Annotated in this window: 12 protein-coding genes; 4 read left to right on the forward strand and 8 right to left on the reverse strand. The window is 65.5% G+C overall.

Annotated features, from left to right (window positions below):
• From AB0C84_RS14900 to dbpB (AB0C84_RS14915), 4 genes are read left to right on the forward strand one after another with little or no spacing between them, the layout of a single operon-like run.
• On the forward strand, nt 1-966 hold the full coding sequence (locus AB0C84_RS14900; protein ID WP_361065706.1) for a hypothetical protein: 966 nt from the start codon (nt 1-3) through the stop codon (nt 964-966).
• A complete protein-coding gene (dbpB, locus tag AB0C84_RS14905; RefSeq protein ID WP_361065709.1) occupies nt 966-2,114 on the forward strand; it encodes a DGQHR domain-containing protein DpdB in 1,149 nt (382 codons plus the stop codon). Before AB0C84_RS14900 ends, dbpB (AB0C84_RS14905) begins: the two co-directional genes overlap by 1 nt.
• A complete protein-coding gene (dpdA, locus tag AB0C84_RS14910; RefSeq protein ID WP_361065711.1) occupies nt 2,111-3,343 on the forward strand; it encodes a tRNA-guanine transglycosylase DpdA in 1,233 nt (410 codons plus the stop codon). The genes dbpB (AB0C84_RS14905) and dpdA overlap by 4 nt, the downstream gene beginning before the upstream one ends.
• Before the next feature lie 3 nt (nt 3,344-3,346).
• Nucleotides 3,347-4,474: a DGQHR domain-containing protein DpdB gene (gene dbpB / locus AB0C84_RS14915; protein ID WP_361065714.1), complete on the forward strand. Its 1,128-nt coding sequence runs from the start codon at nt 3,347-3,349 to the stop codon at nt 4,472-4,474.
• Nucleotides 4,475-4,518: 44 nt separating this feature from the next.
• On the opposite strand, the gene dpdD is transcribed toward dbpB (AB0C84_RS14915), so the two are convergent.
• The 8 genes from dpdD to dpdE are packed head-to-tail and all read right to left on the reverse strand — an operon-like array spanning nt 4,519 to nt 22,232.
• A complete protein-coding gene (dpdD, locus tag AB0C84_RS14920) occupies nt 4,519-6,558 on the reverse strand; it encodes a protein DpdD (RefSeq protein ID WP_361065717.1) in 2,040 nt (679 codons plus the stop codon).
• Nucleotides 6,555-7,076 (reverse strand): phospholipase D-like domain-containing protein DpdK, encoded by a 522-nt coding sequence (gene dpdK / locus AB0C84_RS14925; RefSeq protein WP_218825957.1) that lies wholly within the window; start codon nt 7,074-7,076, stop codon nt 6,555-6,557. Before dpdK ends, dpdD begins: the two co-directional genes overlap by 4 nt.
• Nucleotides 7,073-11,560 (reverse strand): protein DpdJ, encoded by a 4,488-nt coding sequence (gene dpdJ, locus AB0C84_RS14930; protein WP_361065721.1) that lies wholly within the window; start codon nt 11,558-11,560, stop codon nt 7,073-7,075. Before dpdJ ends, dpdK begins: the two co-directional genes overlap by 4 nt.
• Nucleotides 11,557-12,240 (reverse strand): hypothetical protein, encoded by a 684-nt coding sequence (locus tag AB0C84_RS14935; RefSeq protein WP_089310679.1) that lies wholly within the window; start codon nt 12,238-12,240, stop codon nt 11,557-11,559. Before AB0C84_RS14935 ends, dpdJ begins: the two co-directional genes overlap by 4 nt.
• Complete coding sequence (gene dpdH, locus AB0C84_RS14940; protein ID WP_361065725.1) at nt 12,233-15,271, reverse strand: protein DpdH; 3,039 nt, start codon at nt 15,269-15,271, stop codon at nt 12,233-12,235. Before dpdH ends, AB0C84_RS14935 begins: the two co-directional genes overlap by 8 nt.
• Nucleotides 15,264-16,160 (reverse strand): protein DpdG, encoded by an 897-nt coding sequence (gene dpdG / locus AB0C84_RS14945; RefSeq protein ID WP_361065728.1) that lies wholly within the window; start codon nt 16,158-16,160, stop codon nt 15,264-15,266. The genes dpdH and dpdG overlap by 8 nt, the downstream gene beginning before the upstream one ends.
• Nucleotides 16,160-18,751, reverse strand: coding sequence for a protein DpdF (gene dpdF, locus AB0C84_RS14950; RefSeq protein WP_361065731.1), 2,592 nt, complete (start codon nt 18,749-18,751; stop codon nt 16,160-16,162). The genes dpdG and dpdF overlap by 1 nt, the downstream gene beginning before the upstream one ends.
• On the reverse strand, nt 18,738-22,232 hold the full coding sequence (dpdE, locus tag AB0C84_RS14955) for a protein DpdE (RefSeq protein WP_361065734.1): 3,495 nt from the start codon (nt 22,230-22,232) through the stop codon (nt 18,738-18,740). The genes dpdF and dpdE overlap by 14 nt, the downstream gene beginning before the upstream one ends.

Genomic DNA, 22,232 nt, shown 5'->3' on the forward strand with positions numbered 1-22,232 from the left:
ATGGCGGACGGCACAGGCCGAATTAAGCCGAGCGTGCATGTAGTGGTCACCTGCGCGAACCGGAAGCGTCAAGCGGTTGCTGAGCGGCTCCAGTTCCGCAATCTCGATGTCGACGATTTCGAGGAGCGCTGCACCGAATGGGTGAAGCGATTGTCTTTCGGTTCCCCCAGTGTGCCGGCCAGCCAGATGTACGCGGGTGAGCATTGGCAAGTGGCTAAGACGTTGGCTAAGACCGCTGGCTCAGGTGCGTCCCTATGGGTCTGCTCAGCCGGCTACGGCCTGATTTCCGCCGAAACCCCGATCGACGCGTACGCGGCGACGTTCGCCGTTGGTCAGGAAGATTCGGTCGCCGAGAACACCGAGGGAACCCGTCGATGGTGGTCTGGGCTGACGTCTTGGACGGGACCTCAGCCTGGGCAGCCCCGCTCAATCACCGAACTCGCCGCACGTGACCCGGACTCGGTCATCGTCGCAGTTTTGTCCGAGGCCTACCTTCGTGCGTGCTCCGATGACCTCAGCCAGGCGGCTTCCCAGTTGAAAGACAGCGACAATCTCTCGATCATCGGGCCGAGCGGTCGTTGTCATGAGATCGAGCGTCTCGTCGTCCCGGTCACCGCGGCCCTCAGGCCCGCCATCGGCGGAAGCCTCCTGTCCCTCAACGTCCGTGCGGCGACCCACGTGCTGGCTGCCTCCCGCGAAAACGGAGTTCCCTTCCGCCGATCCAATCTGACCCGTCTTATGGCCGAAGCCACAGCTGCTGCCCCCAAGGAAACTGGGCGACGCCCACCGGGGACTAAGCTCACCGACGACGAAGTACGCAGCTTCATCCGGAGTTCCCTCGGTCTGGGCCCGACCTCAGCTACCCGCTTGCTGCGCCAGTTGCGTGCCTCTGGCCAATCATGCGAGCAGGCGCGCTTCAGAACGCTGTTCAACGAGATCGCCTCCTCCGCCGGGATCGTGTCCTGATGGCGGCCAGGAACAAGCCTCTGGAAACCGAGGTCCGTGCGCTCCGGATTGTTCAGGCGGAGGAGTACCCCCTCTATGTGTTCATGCTCCGCGCCCATGATGTCCTGCGGTTTGCCGATATCTCCCGTGTGAGCCGCGATGAGGCCGGAAAGCTGATCGGCTATCAGCGGCCGCAGGTGCGCAAGCACGTGCAGGAGATCGTGGACTACTTGGATAGCGATGCGCCAATCCTGCCTAACCCCATCATCATGGCGCTGTCCGAGCAGGTGCGTTTCAGGAGCACCCGTGGCGGCAATCGGCATGCCGACGATGGTGTCTGCGACACGGGAAGGCTCATCATCCCACTGCCTCAGGAGGGTAAAATCAAGCCCGCCTGGATCGTCGATGGGCAGCAACGCGCCATCGCGCTGGCCAAGGCTCGGAGGCAGGACTTCCCGGTGGTGGTGATGGCGTTCGTCGCCGAGACGGTCCGGTTGCAGCGCGACCAGTTCGTCCGGATCAACAATACCAGGCCGCTTCCTCGCGGACTGGTCACTGAACTGCTTCCCGAGGTCGACAGCCCGCTTCCGCCTCGCCTGCAGATACAGAAGGCCCCATCCAGCCTGTGTGACGTCCTGAACTCCGATGAGAACTCGCCGTTCTTCGAGATGATCAAGCGACCTTCAACGGTGGGACGCAAGCAGCCGAAGGCGGTCATCACTGACACGGGCGTCGTGGACATGATCAAAGAAAGTTTGATGTCGTCCGCCGGATGCTTGTTCCCGTATCGGGATCTAGGCCGTAACGAGACCGATTTCGACGGGATCATCCAGGCCCTGTTCATCTACTGGTCGGCTGTGCGGGACACCTTTCCCGACGCGTGGGGCAAGCCGCCGGAGAAGAGCCGGCTCATGCATGGTGCCGGGATCAAAGCCATGGGGCGACTCATGGACCGGGTCCTAGGGACAGTCGACCCATTGCGGCCGGACGCGCCCGAGCAGGTTCGGCGGCACCTTGCCCTGGTCGCCCCCCACTGCCGGTGGACAGCCGGCTCGTGGGAGGATCTGGGGCACCGCTGGAACGAGATCGAGAACACGCGCAGGCAAGTGACAGAGCTCTCCAATCACCTGATCCGCGTCTACCAGAACGCCCGCAGGGAGCTCTCGTGAGGTTCTACTTCCCCGACAGCCAAGACCAGGTCAGCCCGACCTACGATTTCCTCAACGAGGAGTACTCCCCCTACCGGGTTCGGCAGCGAGACGATAGGTACGCGCACGAGGTTCTAAACCCTCAGCCTTATGACGGAGTCCTCGTAAGTAAGGCGATCGTCGACGGTTCGGTCAAGGGTTCCGGTAAGTACTCGATGCCGCAGCGAGAACGGCTCTATCGGTTCGGCGTTTCCAAATTTTTTCGGCTGCCGGACAATGTGGCCACCCTGGGCGATTGTGGCGCATTCAACTATGCGGATGAGGAAGTCCCGCCCTACAGCGTTGATGAAGTTCTCGACTTCTACGAGGGTTGCGGATTCGACTCCGGGATTAGCATCGACCATGTCATCTTCGGCTACGACCCCGACGTTTCGGACGCAGAAGTAAACCCCGCCTGGGCAAAGCGTCGGCAGATCTCACTCCGATACGCGGAGGATTTTCTGGCTGGCGTGCAAGCGAGGGGATGCGAGATCGAAGCGGTCGGGGCCGCCCAGGGGTGGAGTCCGGCGAGTTACGCCGACAGTGTCATGCGCCTTCAGGAAATCGGATACCAGAGAATTGCTCTAGGTGGCATGGTCCCACTGAAGACCGATGACATTCTCGCTTGCCTCAAGGAGATCGACACGGTGCGGCGGCCGGATACCCAGTTGCATCTTCTCGGTATTACACGAGTCGGCTCGATCGAGGAGTTCGCGCAGTCTGGAGTAACCAGTTTCGACAGCACGGCGCCGTTCCGGCAGTCGTTCATGGACGATCGTAACAACTACCACACCCCCACAGAGACATTCACAGCCATCCGGGTGCCGCAGGCGGACGGCAATCCCGCCCTCAAGCGCCGGATCCTGTCAGGGGTGGTGTCGCAGTCCCTGGTGAAGGCCGCGGAACGCGAATGTCTCAAACGGCTTCGCGGTTACGATCGGGATCCCGAGCTCCTGGACAAGGTCATCGATATCCTCGGCGAGTACGAGCAACTCGTCGTCCCGGAGAAAAAGAGTCGCCTCGCCGCTTACCAACGGACCCTGGAAGCGGCGCCATGGAGGGCTTGTGAATGCACCCTCTGTCGCAAGTGCGGAATCGAGATCATTATCTTCCGAGGAACTGAGCGAAACAAGAGCCGAGGGTTCCATAATCTGGCTATTTTCAATCGCAAGGTCCGAAATATTGTCCAGTCGTCTGTGCGGGAGAACTAACTAATGGCCGATAGCTACACGCTTCGACTCCCTGCACTGGAGATCAAGCAAGGTTCGCGTAGCATTTACTGTTTCGCGGTGGATGGTAAGCGGCTGCACGAATTCGCGGCGGTCTCCCGTATCAGCCGCGATGACCAGGAGCAGTTGCACGGCTATCAGCGGCCAGAGGTCGCTAGCCACATCCGTACGATCCGCCGGTATCTGGAGTCGGGGGACGCTATGCTGCCGAACTCCATCGTCCTTGCATTTGACGGCCGGGTCAGGTTTGAACCGAGCGCGGCCGGGCGACCGGGGCAGGATGCCAGTCCAGCCTACTCCACTCCTGGTGATCTGATCGTTCCGGTGGATGAGACGCTGAGCGACGAAGAGAAGCCGGCGTGGATCGTGGATGGCCAGCAACGCAGCGCCGCCATTAGAGAGGCCGATATCGGGGAGTTTCCGGTCGCCGCCGTGGCCTTCATCGCCGAGGACGAGACCGAACAGCGCGCCCAGTTCATCCTCGTCAACAACACGAAGCCGCTGCCCAAAGGTCTCATTCACGAACTATTGCCCGACACCAAGGGACATCTGCCGCCCTCCTACGCCCGTCGGCAACTTCCCGCGGTATTGATGACGCGCCTTAACGGCACGTTTAACGGTCCTTTCTACCGCGCCATCGCGACGCCCACCTCGGCTGGCGGTTATATCAAGGACAACAGCATCCTGAAGATGATCGAGCATAGCCTTTATGAAGGCGCTCTCTACCAGTACCGGGACCCTCGCGATGGCTCGGGCGACGTAGAGCAGATGCTGCTGCATCTGAACTCCTACTGGGCGATCGTGCGGGAGATGTTCCCAGAGGCGTGGGAACTGCCTCCCAAGGAATCGCGACTGACCCACGGGGCCGGGATCCAGGCCATGGGGTTTGTCATGGACCACCTTACGGAACAACTGCCTGCCTACAACGTCGGCACACACGTGGTCCGCGACGCACTGGCGCGCATCAAGCGGGCCGCTGCCTGGACCTCGGGCAGTTGGGACTTCGGGGACGGTGAAGAGCGCAAATGGAACAGCCTCCAGAACACTCCCAGCGACGTCCGCTATCTCACCAACGGCCTGATCCGCGTCGTCGACCAGCAGATCCTCTTCTGATACCGAGGGTCCCTCGTCGGAGGACGGTTTTATGCATGTGGTGGCTACACCCGCTGCTGTAGCGCCTTGAGGCCGTTCGTCGCTGCGCGTAGAAGCGATGCCGAGCCGCTTCCGTCCGCGTAGGTGATTTCGGAAGCCTTGGCGTGTGTGGTGATGAATCCGGTTGCGGCGTGAGTGGCGCATCTTGTAGCGAGGGCGATCACATCGGCGCGCCGTGCCTTCTCTCTGAGTGATGGATTGCCCACTTTGTCGAAGGAAAGGGCGATCTTGAGGTCTGGGGCCTGCTGTTGCAACGCTCTTGAGGCACGATCCAGAACCGCCTCGTCGAGGGAGTACAGCAGCAGGGAGCGTCCGGCCAAGTCGCCGAGACCGTCGTCTTCCTCGGCAGGTTCCTCCTGTGGCCAGTCGAGGGGGAGGTCCAGTTCATCGGAAAGTTGCCGCGCGAAGGGCAGGATGGAGTCGTCTAGGCGGCCCTGATAGCGGTGTAGCGGAGTGAATAGTGCGACTGCGAGGCCCAGCCGAGCGTTGTTATCGGGGCAGGCGGCAAGTACCAGTCGGTCGGCGAGATCCAGGGCCGGGTCGGCGTTCTCCGGGGAGACCCATTGGGGGCAACTGTCTCGCAACTCCTCGAGCAGCGAACGGTAGGCGTCGGCGACTGGACGGGCGCGCAGGAAGATCTCGGTGAGTGCCTGGAGCGTGACCAGGTCGGCGGCCGAGAACTTGTTGAAAGTGAGCGCGTAGGTGATGAACTCGCGGACCGTGCCGGGGGCAGTGTCGGCGCTGCCGATCACTTCGATGATTGCCCCGACGGCCGCCCATGCCCGGTTCCAGGCGGTGTCGTCGAAGGCCGCGAGTGCGTGCGAGAGTTCTTCGTCGGAATCCGGCAGAGGAGGCCAGTCCCTCCATACCTCGTGGCGGAGGGCGTCGAGTGCGGCCCGATGTGAGGGGCCGGGAGCGGCGAGACTCTTGAAGAGTTCGCCCCAGGACTCCAACTGGGAGGGCTCGCCAAAATCTGGGGTCGATTCCGGAGCGGGAATCGGCGGCGTTGCGCCGGGCTTTGCCTCCTGGGGAAGGGGCGGGTGAGGGCTCTGGGGTTGCACCAGGATGGTGGCCTTTTGCCACACAATGTCGGGCACCGAGTCCTGGCGGTCGTCCTGGCGCAACGCCGTGACCAGGCGGGCAAGCTGTGAGAGATCACCTCGTCCCACTGCCGTCGTGAGCATGACGGTGACGGCTTCGTCGCTGTAGAAGCCGACATCGGCCTTGATGGGCAGAGGGAGGTTGATCTCGCGAAGCCGGTCGCAAGCACCGGGGATGTCGCCCTGGCTCAACGGCTCGTCCAACGCCGTGCTGTGCACGGCGTTGAGGACCGCTTCGGTGACGGGCCGCGGCGGATCTTGGCGCATGACTTCGGCAAGGCCGTTCAATGCCAGCAGGTCCCGCCCCAGACCCAGCCGGTCGAACCGCTTAATACGTAGATGCGCAAGGTTGGTGGCACTGATCCCGCCGCGGGCGATGACCTGTTCTAGGGCTGAATTCGAGGACGCAACGCCGCCGGCGGCCAGCGACGCATCGAACTCGGCGAGCAGTCGGCCGAGCGGCCTGATCACTGTCCAGGATCTGGCCGGCCGGCTGGCGGCCGTGCTCTGCATCAACTGCAACGCCACGCGCAACTTCGGCCGGTAATGCTGGTGCGAACTGGTCCGGATGACCAATGTGCTTTGCGGACCGGCGAAGTCGATCACTGCGGCGTCGATAGGGTCCTCGGAGTCGAGAGCCGCCGGAATCGTGTCGCCGCCGGTGCTGTAGGTGGGTCCCACGAATGCCCTGACCAACTCTCGTGCCTGGACGAGTTCGGTGGGAGACCGGGTGATGACGTACATTGCGAAATCGCGGGTGTCCGCGTGGAAGCGGGGCAGCACGATCGGGGCGTCCGCTGAACTGCGCAGTGTGTCGACGAACGGCCTGATCAACTCGCCCCATTGAGCGGCGTCATTGCCGGCCCCGAAGAAGCGTTCGAGCAAGACCTCAACGCGGGCGCTCTCGTTGTCCGGCGTGGTCGGAGGAGGGTTCTGGCCGGTCACACCTGGTCCTTCCATCGTGCGGCGAAATCCAGCCGTGCCTGGGCGACGGCCGGATCACCGACGCGGTAGGTCACTGATTCCTCGTTGTCGCCGAGCCCGCTTATGGTGAAATTCATGGATCCGCTGAGCATCCAATCGCGGCCGCACAGAGTTTTCTCGTGGACCTTGGGATCGAGCGTCAACCGAAGCCGCTGGCTGTGGACGGTGGTGCGGAGCCGGTCGATGAAGGCCTGATTATGCGGGGTGGGCCTGGTCACCACGTGCACGTCCGCCCCCGCCGCGCCGATTGAGCCCAGTATTTGCGACAGCCTGCACGTGGCGGGCGGGTCGTCGCCCAGCAGCGCATCGAACGCGCCATGCCCGTTGTCGAGCACTTCAACGTCGGTGATCCAGCTTGACACCAGCCAGAGCACCGGCCCGGGGTGGACGAGTTCCGACAGCAGGGCGGCTCCGAGAATGGAATCTGCTCGCAGCCCCATCCGGCTGCCGGTGCGCAGGGTGCGCTCCCGATCCGTCACAGCTCTGCCTCCCGCAGGACCACTCTTGCGATGTACTGGTTCGCGGCTCGGGTGACATGCTCGACCTCACCGTGGACCCGAAGCACGTCACGGTCCACCCGGATCGCCGGGACCTTGGCCAGAGCATCACTCAGGGCGCGGCGGTCACCCGCTGGGCACGAGAGGTCGGCGGCCCCGGTTTCGGCCATGACCTTCTTGTACTGCTGTTCCCAACCGGATTCGGTCACCTCAATCCGTGGTAGCCGCTCGTCATGGGCGGCCTCCACCAGCAGCCGGTCGAGAAATGCCTTGGCGCCCAGGTACGGTTGGTAGTGCTGCAGATGGTGGTTGCGTGCCTGCGCACCGCGCGGCCACATCATGCTGAATGCCTGGTCGGCCTTCAGAGGACCGGCACCTACCTGAAGGCGCCCGGAGCCGACCGCGTAGGCGATCACGCGGGCATCGATCTCGATTCCGAGCCGACTCTCCAGGCCGGCCCAGGAGTCCAGGATCCGCAGGGCACTCTCGTCGGTTTCCCGGTTGCTTCCAGGGCGCAACAGCCGGGTCGAGACGGTGGCGACCGCGCCATGGCGTGGGGTTCCGTCGAGTTCGGCCCAGGCGGCCCGCAGGGCACCCAGGGCGTGGTCGGCTTCGGCGGCCGAGGGCGAGTTGCGTATCCGCTCGACGGCGGCCGCCGCGGTACCGGCGGGTTCTTCGAACACGATGTGCCGCAAGAGCCGGGTGACGGTCGCGTCGATGTACTCGTAATCGTTCGGCCGCAGGGCACCGGCGACCAGTGACCAGAAGCGTGTTGGGGCCGTGGCGTAGGAGCGGGCTAGTTGTTCGATCACGCCGAGCCCACCGATCGAGGTCTCCGACAGCCAAATCGTGTCGGCCGAGCCGGGACCGGTTCCTGGGACGATGTCGACGATCAGGTCCCTTTCCTGCGCGTCGGGGCAGACCCGTAGCGCGGCGGCGAGCACGGCGGCGGCGAAGGTGTCGCGGTAGGCGCGGCGAGCCTGCTCCCGAGTGAGGTCGGCCACGTCCGGGGCGGTAAGGAGCTGCCCTGCCCGGTCGAGTGCGCTGATCACCCTGTCGTCGTGGCTGAGTTCGATCAGGTCGGCGACCAGGCGGGCTGTGGCCTGGCTTTCGGCGGCCTCGTCCTCGCGGTAGAGCACGCCAAGGATCGTCGCGAGATCGTCGCGCCAGGAACCACCGGACAGCGCTATCCGGATCTGCTCAGGGGTGGTGTTGCCGTCCAGTCCGGCGAGGGCGAAGGCGGTGAGATAGACCAGGGCGAGCCAGTCGCGCTTGAAGACGTTGGCTGCCTCGGCGAGGGTCTCGTCCTCGGCCACCGCATGGAAGAACGCCTGGGACCGCCATTGGGGAGAGGCCAAATATTCCTTAATGCGGGGAGCGGTCAGGTCGAGTGGGCCCAGCCCGATACGGACCGCGTCGACCCGGAGGCTGAATCCCAGGGCGGCAGGCCGACCTTCGAGGGTGTAGCGGATGCGCCTGCGGTCGCTGGAACGCCCGCGTACCACCTCGCAGTCGGCCCCGTGGGTCATCCGGCGAATCTCGATCGGGTTGCCGGTGGCGTGCGTGGCGAAGCCGATGCGCAGGTTCCACTGCCACGGGGCGGCCCCGTTAACCTCTTGATCACCGAGTGTGGCCTCGTCGGGCACGACGATCTGTGTGCCCCATCGGGGGGTGCCTTGGGAGCGGCTCGCCACCTCCTTGGGGGGTTGGTGAAGCCGCATCCGGAAGGGCCGCAGAACCAGCAAGCCGGCAGGATCAGCGCCGAGCGGGTGCCAGGTCCCCTCTTCTTGGGATCGGGGAATGAGTGCCTGGTCGAGTTCGAGTTGGTCGCCGTCCTCGGGAGCGGGCATCCAGGTGCGGTGCTCGTCGCGCCGGTAGCCGTAGCGTTTGCTCACCCGGCCCGGGACGGCTTCATTGAGCGCTCTGGCGACGGGCAGCAGTTCGTCGTCGTTTCCGGTCTCGAACGGCAGGTCGAACTCGACCTCAGGAAGGTTGAGCGCCGCGAACAGCGAACGCGTCACGAACTCGGGGAGCAGTTCCCCGGCTACGGCTCCCGGATCGTCGCGCAGCGGCTTCCACTCGCTGCGCAGCCTGCGCAGCGCGGTGGGAACCACGGCGAGTAGCAGCGAACGAGGCTGGTCCCACAGCAGAGCCTGGGCCTCGTCCGAGCTGACCTGCAGTGCCGCCTGAAGATGGCGGGCCAGCCTGTCCTGCAGGGCGCTGTCGGACAGGAGCCGCTCCAGCCGGTCAGCGAGCCAGTGACCGGCCTGCACTTGCACGGCCGTCAGTTGGCGCCTGGGGGCGGTGAGCAGCACGCGGGGATCCTGTCGGGGATGCACGCGCCGTAGGTCACGGCCGAGCCAGTCCATCAGCGACTGGGTCGCCTGAATTTTCAGGACGTACCTGTTGTGAATCGGGAGGCTCCGCGCGGTGAGTTCGGGCGCGAAGAGCGTCTCGTAGCCCTGGTAGCTCAGGCGGTCGCGGCCGAAGTCCGACAGCGTGACGATGGTGAGCGGGCGGGTGCCGCGGCTGCGGCCCGCCCGGCCCCTGCGCTGGATGAAGGAGGCCGGGTTGTGGGGTGCCTTGTGCTGGAGCACCAGGCCGACGCGAGGGTCGTTAAACCCCACCTCCACGGCGGAGGTCACGACGGTCAACTGGGCGTTCGGGTCGACGCCGGTGTCCTGGGAGGAGGTACGGCCGATCTGCAAAGCCCCGGTTACCAGGTCCGGATCGAGGTGATGCCCGATTCTCTCAGCGAGGTCCCAGGATTGCCCGTCGTCATAGCGTGCCGACTGCTGGGGCAGGTCTGGGGAGCGCAGTCCCGCCACCACCTTCCCGCGTCGCGAGCCTAGCCGGATTCCGCCACGTGACTGACCGCCTTCGGCGTCGCGCAGGTCGTCATAAAAGCGGTTGGTGACGTCCAGGTCGTCGGTGAACAGGAAACCGGTTGAACCGAACAGGGATGGCTGACGTTGCGGATCTAGCATCCGGCCGAAGAGCATCGCGGTCTGGATTGACGTGGACAGCAGGCTCGCGCCTGAGACCGGATCCCCGCGCAGCGCGATCGCGTATTCCCGGCCCTCCTCCTCCAGGTCGGAAGGGGCCGGTTCGATATATTCGATCGCGTTGCCGGGCAGTCCGGTGAGCTGGGCGAAGAACGGGCCGGCGTCCTTGAGCGTGGCACTCAGGCCGACGAAGGTGACGGGCTTGCGTACCGCATGCCGCCATCGTCGCAGGAGCAGGGCAACCTGGGCGCCCTGCGGACCGGCGTAGGTATGCACCTCGTCGAGCAGGACCAGCGACGGGGGGTGCGACCCCGACCAGCCCAGCAGACGGCCCAGCCACGGGTTTGAGCCGTTCCGGTTGAGCATCTCGGTCGTGGTGAACAGCAGATCCGGTGGGTCGTCCTGAAGCGATCGGCGGGTCAGTGCGAGGCGGCCTGGCGGAACGACCTTCCTACAGCCCAGGCAGACCAGCCGTTCCGAACCGGCCTTCCGGTCGGCCGTGTTCCAGAGCAGTTCACCGTCGGAGCATTGCGGGCAGGTCAGGAACGGGCAGATCACCCCATCGCTGCGCCGATGCCATCGCCGCGCTGCCGCGGTCTGCCTTGGGCCCGAATCGTCGAGTTCCTGCGGAGTTCGCGGGGTGTCCGCGTAGAGGACACCGATGCGCAGGGGGCGCCGACCGTCCCGCCTCAGAACGGACTCGACCGCCTGCGTGCTGGCCAGGGCCTCGCGTAGCTGGTCGCGCAGCAGTTCTGTCCGCGGATACAGGGCCAGCGTGTGAACGCGGGAGTGCCCAGGGCGGGCCTGCTCGGCCATGACGGCCATGGCGGGTAGGTAGAACGCGAGCGTCTTGCCGCTGCCAGTGCCCGCACCGACGATCACGCCCGCCGACCGCCCGCGGGTGAGGGAGCCGAGGACCGTCTGCGTTGCCGCCACCTGGAACCGGGCGAGGCTCCGATCGCCGATCTGTGCGGCGGCCGTGTGTTCGTGAACCGGGCCCCATTGCGGGATTTGCCGGAACGCTGCCAGCGCGTCGGCCGCGCAGATGTCCCGACGTGGGTACCGGCGCGCGGCGGTGTGCAGTCGATAGTCAGCGACGAGGCGGTGCCCACGTGTCCACCAGCGGTTCGAGGTGCCGTCGGCGTCGAGATGCCAGGGAAAGAGTTGTCGCAGTTGGGTGGTGAGCCGCAGCGCCTCGGCGAATCGTGTCCGATACCGCGAGGGCGACGAATCCGGGACGGGGTGCAGAAGCGCCATGTCGATCAGCCTGCCCAGGACGTCTTCTGGGGTGGCATTCTGCGGGGCGTCCGGGTGGTCGAGAAGAGATTCGAAGATCACCTCCAGAACTTCGTCCTTGGACAGGGCGCCGGCAGTGACTCCCCATGCCAACAGCGGGAGTTCGAGGTCTTCCAGCCGATCCAGCAGGTGACTGGCCAAGCGCGGGTGCAGGCCTAGTGTCACGAGTTCCTCCTGCGCAATTCGATCTCAACGTCCATCGAGTAGCGGCGCAGCAACGCGATCTGTTCGTCGCTCACCTCCCGCAGCGCCAAGGGGGCCGTGTTCAGACGGTTTAGCAAGTCGAGCAGGGCCGGGGGCGCGTCCTGGGCCTGCTCCAGTTGAGCTTCCAGGCCCTCGTATTGCGTGACGAACATGACGATGTCGGTGGAGGTGAGGTTGGCGGAGCGCGCGCAGGTCCGGAGGTTGCTGAGGGTAGAACGCGCCGCCTTCTGCTGGGTCCCGTCGAGCATCGCGATCCTGTTCAGAGGAAGCCGATCCAGCCGCTGCGCCGTCCAGGTCCGCCAGACGTCCAGGATCTCGGCCAGGAGCCCGTCGCTCGACTCTTTGATCTTCTGGCGGGCGGTGTTGAATGCGCTGTTGCTCGGGAGTCCGCCCGCGGCCTTGCGAGCGAGTTCCCGCTGTCCGTTGCTCAGCCCCGACAGGTCGATGCGGGCACCGGTCCGCTGTGAGAGGGTGCGGGCCAGGTCGGCTCTGCCGCGCAGTTCGCCGAGCGCGGCGCGGAGTGTGTGGACGCGTTCGGCGATGCGTTCGGCTTGCTGGACGTCCTTGCGTCCAAGATCTAGTCGGCGGGCCTCGCCCTGCAATTGCAGGGCCTTGTCGAGTACGGAATATCCGTCAGCCATCGTCGTTCTTCCCCTCGCTCAACGCGGCCCATTCATCGAGCACCGTCTGCACATCCCTGGCGGCGGCGTCACCGGCAAGGTCGCTTCGAGCGCCGGCGTCGCCCAGCGCGGTGGTCAGCCACTGGTCCGCCCCGGTGAGGAACGCCTCAATGGCGGAAAGCGACGCACCGCGATCCCGGACGGCCGCATGGACCCGCACCGCCGTTGCATGGTCAGCCTCGGCTGAGGAGATCTTGTTCAGGTCCCGCTCTAGGGCCGAAACAACCTGCCAGTCGGCATTGGCGGCTTCGGCGATGAGCGCATCCAGGCGGTCCCTCTGCTGGGCTCCGGTGGGGGACAGACCGACCTTGTCCGCTTCCTTCAGCGCCGCCTGAACGGCTTCGACACTGTCTCGCCCGCTGGTTTCTCGTGGCAGGTGCCGGCGGACCCTGCCGAGCGTGGCTGCCAACTCGGTGTTCTGCTCGTCGATGCGCTCCTCCCAGGTCGCAAAGCCCGTGACCGCACGCTTCACCCACTCGGGAACCTGCCCCGGTGAGCGCCAGGTCCAGTTGGAGGCCGCTTGCCGCAGCAACGGGAGGGCTCGGGCCGCGTCGATCATCTGTACGGCCCCGATTCCTTGCGACAAGCCGAGGCCGGCACGGAGTCCTTCCACGAGGGTCTTGCGCTGGTTCAGATGATGCTCCAACAGTTGGCGCCATTGAGCGGTGCGGATGGTGTGGTCGCCGCGCGTCCAGCCGCGGCCGTCGTGCAGTGCGGCGCTGAGCAAGTCGGCGTCGTCCATGCCGGGCCAGGCCTTCCCCGCGAGCGCCGCGCCAATAAGTGCGGCTCGCAACCCTGTGGTGAGGTCGGCGTCAGAGGTCTCAAAGCTCTGCTGGAGCCTGGCTGCCAGATCCGTGGCCTTGGTGTCGGCGAAGCGGGCCAGCCGGCGGATGTCCTCGGATCTGGGGACGCCCGAGTTGTACTTGGCGAGCAGCAGGCTCTGAAAGAACTGGCTGTTGAGGGTGTTGCGCTTGAACTTGATGGGGGCGGCGGCCGTCCCGGGCAGGTTTTCGCCACCCGCCCCCTCGATGGAGACCACGATGGAGTTGTTGGGCCAGGCACGCGAGGCGGCTTCTGTCTTCCCTATCTCCTTCATGAGTGGCTGCGACCAGTTGTAGCGGCGGAACACCGTCTCGCCGATAAGGGCACGCAGTTCACCTGCGATGGCCTGCTGGAGTGGAAGGTTTCGGGTGGCCCAGTTCTCGATGGCCTCGAGTTTGCGCCGCAGGGCCGGAGAGGGCGTGTTCTCCCCCGCTGGAGACTTACCCTTGGCGGACGGAGTGGGCTCCGGACCCGCCGGACGATGCTGACTGGCCTCATCGGGCAAGGGAGGTAGTCCAAATGCCTCGAGGATGCCCGGATCCAACTCAGCCGGGTCGGCCGGAGCATCACCCCAGAACTCCAGCAACGTGTTGCGGCGCTGGGGGTCAATCTGATCGTAGCTGTTGACGAGCTCCGACACCGCGGAGGTCAATGGCGGATCTTCCGGTCCGAGTGGGAAACGCTCCTTGAAAGCAGCATCAGGGAAGGTACACGCGCTGATCTCGGCGGCATCATCGACCAGGACCCGGCGGACGACGTTGCTGAGCACTGTACGGGGGACGAAGGCCCAGGGTTGGTTAGCCGGAGCCACCGAATGGACCATCCGCAGCAGCGCCGACCGGTTGAAGGGATAGAGGCCATGGCCTTCCGGGCTGTGACCGAAGGAGTCGTGGCAGGGGCTCCTGACCGGGCATGTCTCGCAGATGTTGGGCACACGGTGTCCGCCGGACCGCTCGAGTTCATCCTGGCCGATCCGTGCCGCGTTGAGGTAACGGCCTACGAACGAGGCGATCTGCTCGGCGCCATCGTCCTGCCGGTTGAAGATCAGGTCGAGGTCGTAGAGGTATCCGGTGGTGGCCGCGGACACCCGACTCATCACCGTCTCGGGAAGATCGGTGAAGTAGCCGGTGGTCACCGCCATCATCGTGCGCATGTGTGCGTACCGGATGGTGCCCTCACGAACGGCGGGCTCGGTCAGCGCGTCGAGCAACTCGCGCTGCACGCCCTGGACCAAGGCGAAATCCTCGACCAGCAGGATGATTTCCTTGCCCTGGCGCGCATACTCCTGCCGCACCTGGAGCATCGCTTGTTGCAACCGGCCAGAGCCCAGGCTGGAGACGTTTTGGATCGCCGTCTCGATATGCTGGTTGAGCAGGTCGACGGCCGCGGTACGCAGGTCCGGCTTGGACAGCAGTTTGGAGAGTAGCGCTTTGGAGACCTCAGCGGCCTTGTCGATCTCCCTCACCTTTAGCGGCAGGTCGTCCACTGTGAAACCGGCGGGACGTTCGGGGGAGGCGGCGTCACGGTCGTGTAGTAGTTGAGCGGCCAGCAGCGGGACGTACTTGCCGGGCCCCAACAGATACTGCTGAATATGGGGGTCCTGGAGGAGTACAGCGAGCCCGCGGGGTCCCGCCAGAATCCGGTTCGCACCCGACAAGTCCCGGGGTGAGGTGGCCGCCAGTGCCTCGTTCAGCGCGTTGATCAACCGCCGGGCCAGCGCGACCTCGTCCAGCCCACTGCTGAAGGAGTCGATGTCGGCTCGCAGTTTGCTCAGTGACTCGCTGTCCACTCCTTCCAGAAGCGCATTCACGACCGCCTTGAGGCTGGTCTGCGTCTTCTCCAGGTAGATGACCTGGCGGTCGCCGGAAACGGGGATGTTCTCCCTCACCCACCGCACGAGGTGGGACTTTCCCGAGCCGGTGTCGCCCACCACCGGCATCAGCAGTGCTCCTGTGGTTGATCGACGTTCCAGGAAGTCAGCCAGGACGGTGCCCTCGTCGGCAGTGCCGTCCATGGGGATCAGCGAGCGGTCCTGAATTCGGGCCCGGCGGATGCGCAACGGCGTGTGCGTGGCCAGGAACACCGCCGGGGACGGATTGACCGCCTCGGTGTTGATGGTCGCGGAGGCGGTCTCAGGCGCCCAGCACAGGTGGCCGCGGAGGTCAGCCATGGAGATCCTCGAAGATCGTGATGGAACTGCAGGAAAGAGGGGAGGACGGGCGGTCGGGATCGTGGATCCTCAGGGTGCGACTGGCGTCGGCGTCGCGTTTCAGACTCCACCAGCCCTCGTCGGCCCCGCGTAGCAGGGCGAAGGAGAGCGCGGGCCCAGCCACGGTGTCACCGAGGGACGCCACTCCGACCGCGGTCGAATAGGCACCGCCGGGCAGCACCGGCAAGGCGGTCCGCAGCTTGTCCAGTACCTCCACGGCGCTCACCGTGTCCGCAGTTCTCCAGAGCGCTTGCGCCACCTGCCTGACGGCCTGCGTGCAGTCGGGCACCAGGTGGCTCGCGTCACCGCTGACCGTTAGCGCCGCCGCCCCCAATCCGAGCGCGGGGGCCCATACCTTGAAGTAGTTCCAGCGGTTGTTGTTCTCAATGGCTTTCCCGACCACCGGGCTGAGAACGTTCAGTTGGAGCCGGGGATAGTTACCGAGGCCGACGCTTTCCCCTGTGGGGTCCAGGGACAGGAACCAGCACAAGGCTCGGGTCAGGTCACGGGCCTCAACCTGGCTATCGTCGTTTCCCAACCCAGAGTTGAGTTCAGGGGCGAGCACCGCGTTGCGTAGCACACCGGTGAACGCCCCGTAGTCGGCCACACCCAGATGGGCGGCGGGGCCGGTGAGCCGCAGGTATCCCTCGGGTGTCTCCTCCGCCAACCGGAGTCTCTTCAGCGTGTCGACGGCCCACTCGAACATCTTGTGGTCGTCCCCGACCAGCCCGGGAGGCGTCAGGAGATTCTTGGCGCGTTCGGCGGCTACAGGCCGCTTCTCGGCGGCCAGGAATCGCACCACCGCCCACATCGGAGCAGGCCGCGACGCCGGATCGTTGATCAGTGCCATTACAGAGACCTCAAGGCGGTTCGGACGGAAATGCTGCTGCCGTGCACGTCGACGAGGCGCGCGCCAGCCTTGCCGGGGTGCTGGAGATGGCGAGCGTGCACAAAATAGGTGATGTCGGTGCTCCAGAAACGTTCAGCCTCGGCGGTACTCATCTGCTGGCCGCCCAGCACCTGGATGAGGGGACCGGGGAAGCCCGCAAGGAGGTCTTCCTCAGCGTCGAAAATGAGGGGATGCGGCGCGGCGTTCTGCTGGATGCGGGCGAGGAAGCCCGCGTCGAGACCAACGCCACCGACGATGGACATCCCCCTTCGACACAGACGAGTCACCAGATCAGCGACGAGATCTCGATACTCGTCCTCGCCGGCCCAATAGATGCTGAGACTGGTCTGACCTTGCCCGCGGAAGGAATTCAGTGGGTCACTGGGGACGCCGGGCCAGGACACGAGGTCGGGGTCGGGCTGCCACGGTTCGGTGTAGAGATGGCCGTTGTCAGGCGGTTCACGGGTAGTACGACAATAAGGACACCCGCGGCAGGCGGCAGAGGTCGGCAGCGATCCTGCCGAGCGCTGCAGGATGTAATAATCGGCGAGAACGTCCGCGACACATCGGCTGCCCTTCACCGCTTCGCGCAGCCGCTGCAAAGCGGCCCGCTGGGCGTCCAGGATGCCCGTCCTCGCCGCGGCGATCTTGTCGGTGAAGTACCGATGATCATTCGTGCCGCCGTCCAGTAGCCGGACATCGACCCTGACCGGCAGCGCCTCGACATAGTCCTGCAGCCGGACACGCCAGGCATCGGGTGGTTCCCCGTCAGTTGGTGCAGGGGGCTCGGGTGATCTCAATTCGATCAGCTTGGCCCTGACCATGAGGTTGAGCGTATGGATGTTCCACTTGCGATTGGTCTCGTATCCCGTCGCGAGGCTGGCTCGCAGCGACCCGAGATTCAGCTGGTAAATGCCGCCGGAATCGGGGCGCAGACGCTGATGGAACATGGCGCTCCACCGCTCCCACGCCGTCTCCGGCCGGAGGATCGCCTGGGCGTTGAGGTCACTCGCCAAGCGGAAATCCCGTGGGGCAGTGGCCATGTAGGCCACCGACGGGTTTCCGTCGCGTCCGCCGCGCCCGACCTCCTGGTAGTAACGGTCCACGGTCTCGGGCAGGCATGCGTGCACCACGGAGCGGACATCGGCGAGGTCGATTCCCAGACCGAAAGCAGAGGTACCGATCACGGTGTCGTAGTAAGTAGGCGCCGGTGCCTGTGCGCTGCGACCAGCCCAGCCTTCCATGGCGCTCTGCCGCTCGTCGTCGGTGGACCCGCCGGTGACAGCGGTCACCCGCCGCATCCCGAGATCTTGCAGGTGTGCGGCCCATTCCCGGGCGTCCTCGACCCTGGTCACATACAGGATCGACGGTTTAGGCAGAAGAGTCAGCGCCCGGACCACATTCGCCCGCCGGGTCTGCTCATCGCCGAACGAGCCGATGTAGTAACTCGGCTCACTGCGCAGCTGCGAGGCCCAGACGACCTCCGCTCCCAAGGGGCCACCGAACAGGAACTTTAGGGTTTCGACTTGCGCGCTGGTGAGGGTGGCGCTCATGGCCACCGCGCGCGGCTCCCGGCCTTCGGGTGCCCGCCGCCGCCAGCCGCGCAGTTGGCCGGCCATTGTTTGGAACTCGGGCCGAAACTCGTTGCCCCACTGCTCGACCAGGTGTGCTTCATCGATGATGAAGTGGCTGAGCAGGCCCGCCTCGGCGGCATCGTCCAGCGGCTTGCGCAGGCTTTTCGCCACCGCCTCCGGCGCGGTGAACACCACCGGCTGGCGCCCGGTACGGATATCGTCCACGAGTTGGCGCTTGACCTCCTCGGGGAGGTTGCCGGTATATGCGTAGCGGCCAGTGGGTGCTTTCACGGCCTGCCTGTCCACAAGATCGCGGACGCGGCGTTCCATGTCGAGGGCGAGCACGACCGTGGGCACGACCACCACGGCAACACCGCGGCCCCGCCCGCCGAGCAGCACCGGAGCCAGCGCCACCGGGGTCTTGCCATGCCCGGTGGGAAGACAGATGATCGTGGTGCTTCCCGCAGGTGCCAGCACCACCGAGCGTGCGGCTTGGCGCTGGCCGACCGAGTAGTAACGCTCATAGTCCACCGCGGCGGACCAGAAAGGGTCCCCTGGAACACCCTCCAGCCGGAGACGCTGCCTGGAGTTGTGGCCGAGATAGACCTGCCGGAGGTCTGCTTCAGCAGCCTTGGCCGCCGGGCCCTCGGGCACGTCGGGATGCCAGAGGCGTGCGGACACGGTGATCATGCCAGGTGTCAGTTGCCGTGCCTGGCATCCGGCCAGCCACCACTGCTCGATCGTCGGCAGTGCAGGGTCGGCGGGTACCGTCAACGGCGACTCGTTGCCGCGAGCATGAGCCTCCAACAGCACCTGCCTGGTCAGCGTTGCGATGTCTCGCCAGCCGGCGCCGCCGTCCTGAACCTGCGCCAGCGCGTCCGACAAACGGCGCAGTGTGCCGCTGGCATCGTCGGAGCGCTGACGGTCGGGCCATTCCGCGAAGAGATGCTTGGCCTTGACCCAGTCACTGGCCGACACGTCGTACCGCCTCACGCCCGGTGCGGATGATGCACGTGGCGGCGACCACCTTCACCGTCGGCTGGGACAACCCCTCCACCAGCGCGTCGGTCACCGCCGCGTCGGTCAGCAGGCTCTCGGTGTCACCGACCAAATGACCAGCGTCCTGTCGGGCCTGTGCTTGGGCGAGCGTGATCGCGACTCGCTGTCGAGAGCGCTCCTGGGCGCGGGCGCACCTGCGAGCCAAATCAGTCACGTCGGCCAGATGGGCACGCGCGAGATGTTCCGCGTCGACGGCGGCGGTGCGGTAACCGGCCCAGCCTCCGAACACCTCCAGCAAGTGCGACATCCGTTCTGCGTTGTAGTTGCGGTCGCGTCTGTTGTCGTAGGGCCGCTCAAGCCAGCCCGTCACCGACGCGCTTGTGACGGGCGACTGCGTGCCCGCCTCGATCCAAGTCCTGAGCGTGAACGGTGGCAGCAACTGGTCGGCCTGCCGCCGCAGCGCCAGGCTCGCTCCGGCCTGATCGGTGACCAGGCTGAGCGCCCCAGACAGATCTGCCTCGATCAGGTAGTCGAAGCCGAAGAACGCGATCGCCGGCCCCTCATAGGCGGGATCGATCCTGCGGAACGCCGAGGCCTGCCCGCGATCGTCGTGATAGATGGCTGCGGCGAGTATGTCGACCAGCGGATTCCCCGGGCGCAAGAGCCGGGTGCCCGGGGCCCGAAACGCTGCCGAGCGGTTGAAAGCACCCTGCGCCATCTCCTGGGAGACCCGCGACCGGGCATCGAACCAGCGGCGCGGGTCGAGCAGCGGGTGGGACTGCCAGAGGTCGAAGACCTCCCGTTCGCAGCCAGCCACGGTCCGGTCGTGATGGCGCAGTTTGATGCCGCCCTTGTCCGCGACGTAGCTGAACATAGCCGTGCGCATCTCACGCCAGGCCGCCTCCACCTCCAGCAACGCCCCGGTGAGTTCCCGGGCCTCCGTGGCGGTCTCGTGGACGGCCTCGAGCATGTCCAACTTGTCTATCTCATCGCGTGCCGCCCCGAGATTGCTCTTCACCGGCTCAGCCATCGCGAGCAGCCCCTCAGGCCCCTGCTCGAGCGCAGCGGTCCACACCTCGACGAGCCCCTCCGAGATCGCGTCCTGGAGAGTGGAGACCGACTCGGTGAAGATCTTGAATCCGTCCGTCTGCAGAACGGACCAGGCCTGTATGAACGAGGCCTCCGCGTCAGGGTCTCCGATCAGGTACTGGTGCGCGGGTTCCGCAGGGCCGCTGCCCGGAGCCTGATAACGATCGACACGTCCGAGCCGCTGTTCCAGTTGGTTGGGAGACCACGGCAGCCGTACATGCACGGCGGCATCGGCCGCCTGGAGGTTCAGCCCGTCCTCGGCCGAGTCGTCGGTGACCAGTACCGTGCTGCCGGGGTGCTTGCTCATGGGTACCGACCAGGCGGACATCGCTTCCTCGGCGGCGTCGGCATCCACCTGGCGGGAGTGTTCGTACACGGCCAGTTTCCCGAAGCGCTGCCGCATGCGCTCAGTCAGAGCCCCGGCAAGGCGCCCCGGCCCGCAGAAGATGACTGCTCGGCGCCTGGACTTGATGGCCGGGAGCATCGTGTCGATCAGATCATCGAGATGCCGTTTCCCAAGGCAGAACCCGCCGGGCAACTCGCGCAATCCCGCCAACGCCGCTCGGTCGGCCTCCAGCACCGCCGGTTCGCGCAGCAGTGCTCGCTCGCGTGCGTCCAGCCCGGCCCAGTCCGCCGCCCTCTGGTCACCTTCGATCCGCCAGGCCAGGGCCGCAGCGAACTCCTCCGGCGATACACAGGCGCGCGAGACAAGGACGGCCAGCGCCATTGCGTACTCGGGCGCCTGGCCTTCCAATCCCGCGTTGAGGAGGGCGTCCCACACTTGGGACCGCCACCGCGACAGCGCATCTCCCGCCGCGGCGTGGCCGGCACCGTCAAGCACCAGGGTCTGGGGTTCTTGGCGGCCACGCACCTCGAACAGCGGGAACTGCGGGCCTGGGTCTTCGCGTGCGACGGTGTGGCGCCGATGACGGATAACCCGCCGGTGGAGCCGATAGGCCTCACTGATGTGCGCCCGGAGTGCCTCGGTCCGGACCTTGATTTCCGCCGGGTCGGTGTCGGGCCGCAACTCGTCGTTCTCGTCCAGGAGCTCGAGGACCTTGCCGCTCAGTTCGGTGAACCGGCGGTCGCTCGCGGGCAGCAGCGCACCGATGTCCTCGATCGCTGACGGCAGGAGATAGGTGAAGTCGCTGTCGAGGGCGTGAACCTCTCTGGCCAGTTGCGACCGCAGCCGGTACTTGCGCTCGAACGCCTTGCTGTCGCTCCACCGGTACAACTCGGGATCGAGTAGATGCAGCAGCCCGAGTTGGGTTGTGTGGTGCGACATGATCGGAGTCGCCGACAGCAGCAGCAACCGGGGTGAGGAGTGCACCAGATCCGCCAGCGCTTGATAGGTGGGATCCTCGGGCCCGCTCGCCTGCACCAGCCGGTGCGCCTCGTCGACCACCACCAGATCACTCTTGTGGTAGACAGCCCAGCGCTCGGGAGTTTCATGCGCCATGACCTTCACCCTGGCCGACGGGAAGTCCCCGATGAAGAACTTGTCGTGCAACTCCCGGCACCATTGCCGCCGGAGAACCTCCGGGACCACGACACAAACCGATGCCTCGGGATGATCAAGTAGCGTCTGCCGGATGACAAAGCCTGCTTGGACGCTCTTCCCCAGCCCGACCTCGTCCGCGAGTAGATACCGCTGCACCGGGTCGGACAGGACTGTCAGTGCGGCATGAACCTGATGGGAGAAGAACTCCACCGCGGAAGAGGACAGGGCCGAGATGTTTGCGCTGGCCGCACGTTGCGCCACCAGGCCACGGAGAAACGGCATCCGGGCCTCATGAAAGTAAGCAGACTCGTTCCCGCCCGCCGTCAGTACCGTGACAGGATCGGCGATCGGCCGATCCCACCGCACCCGAAGTTCGTTCACTGGGACAGGACGGTCATAGACAGCGTTGGGAAATCGGACGAAACAGCGATCATCAACCATGGCGGTGACTCGTCCGGCGAGCCAGTCACCAGTGTCCGGATTCTTCCAGTAGACTCGCGTCTCAGCAGCGAGAGCGACTGCACGGCAATCGGCGAGGGCCACCTGCTCGGAATGGGCAACAGGCGCGGCTACCGATTCGAAGAACTCGACCCGCGCATGTCGGCCCTCGACCGTACCGATTCTTCCGACTCCAGGTGATCCCGGGTACTGGACCAGTTTGCCCACGGTGAACCGATCAGGCACCGCTCGAGTCCCCCTTCTGCTCAACCTCGGAGACCCGCACTGAAGCGTTCGCACTCCACTAGTTGATGTCCAGTTAGGCAGTTGAAATCTCACATAGATGACTACCGGTCTCGGGCCCTGCGTGGCAAGCCCCCGCAGACACTCAGATGCCAGGCCTCCCCCAGCCGCCGGCGAGCCAGATTCCAT

This window comes from Actinomadura sp. NPDC048955 (assembly GCF_040649435.1).
GTDB lineage: Bacteria > Actinomycetota > Actinomycetes > Streptosporangiales > Streptosporangiaceae > Spirillospora > Spirillospora luteofluorescens.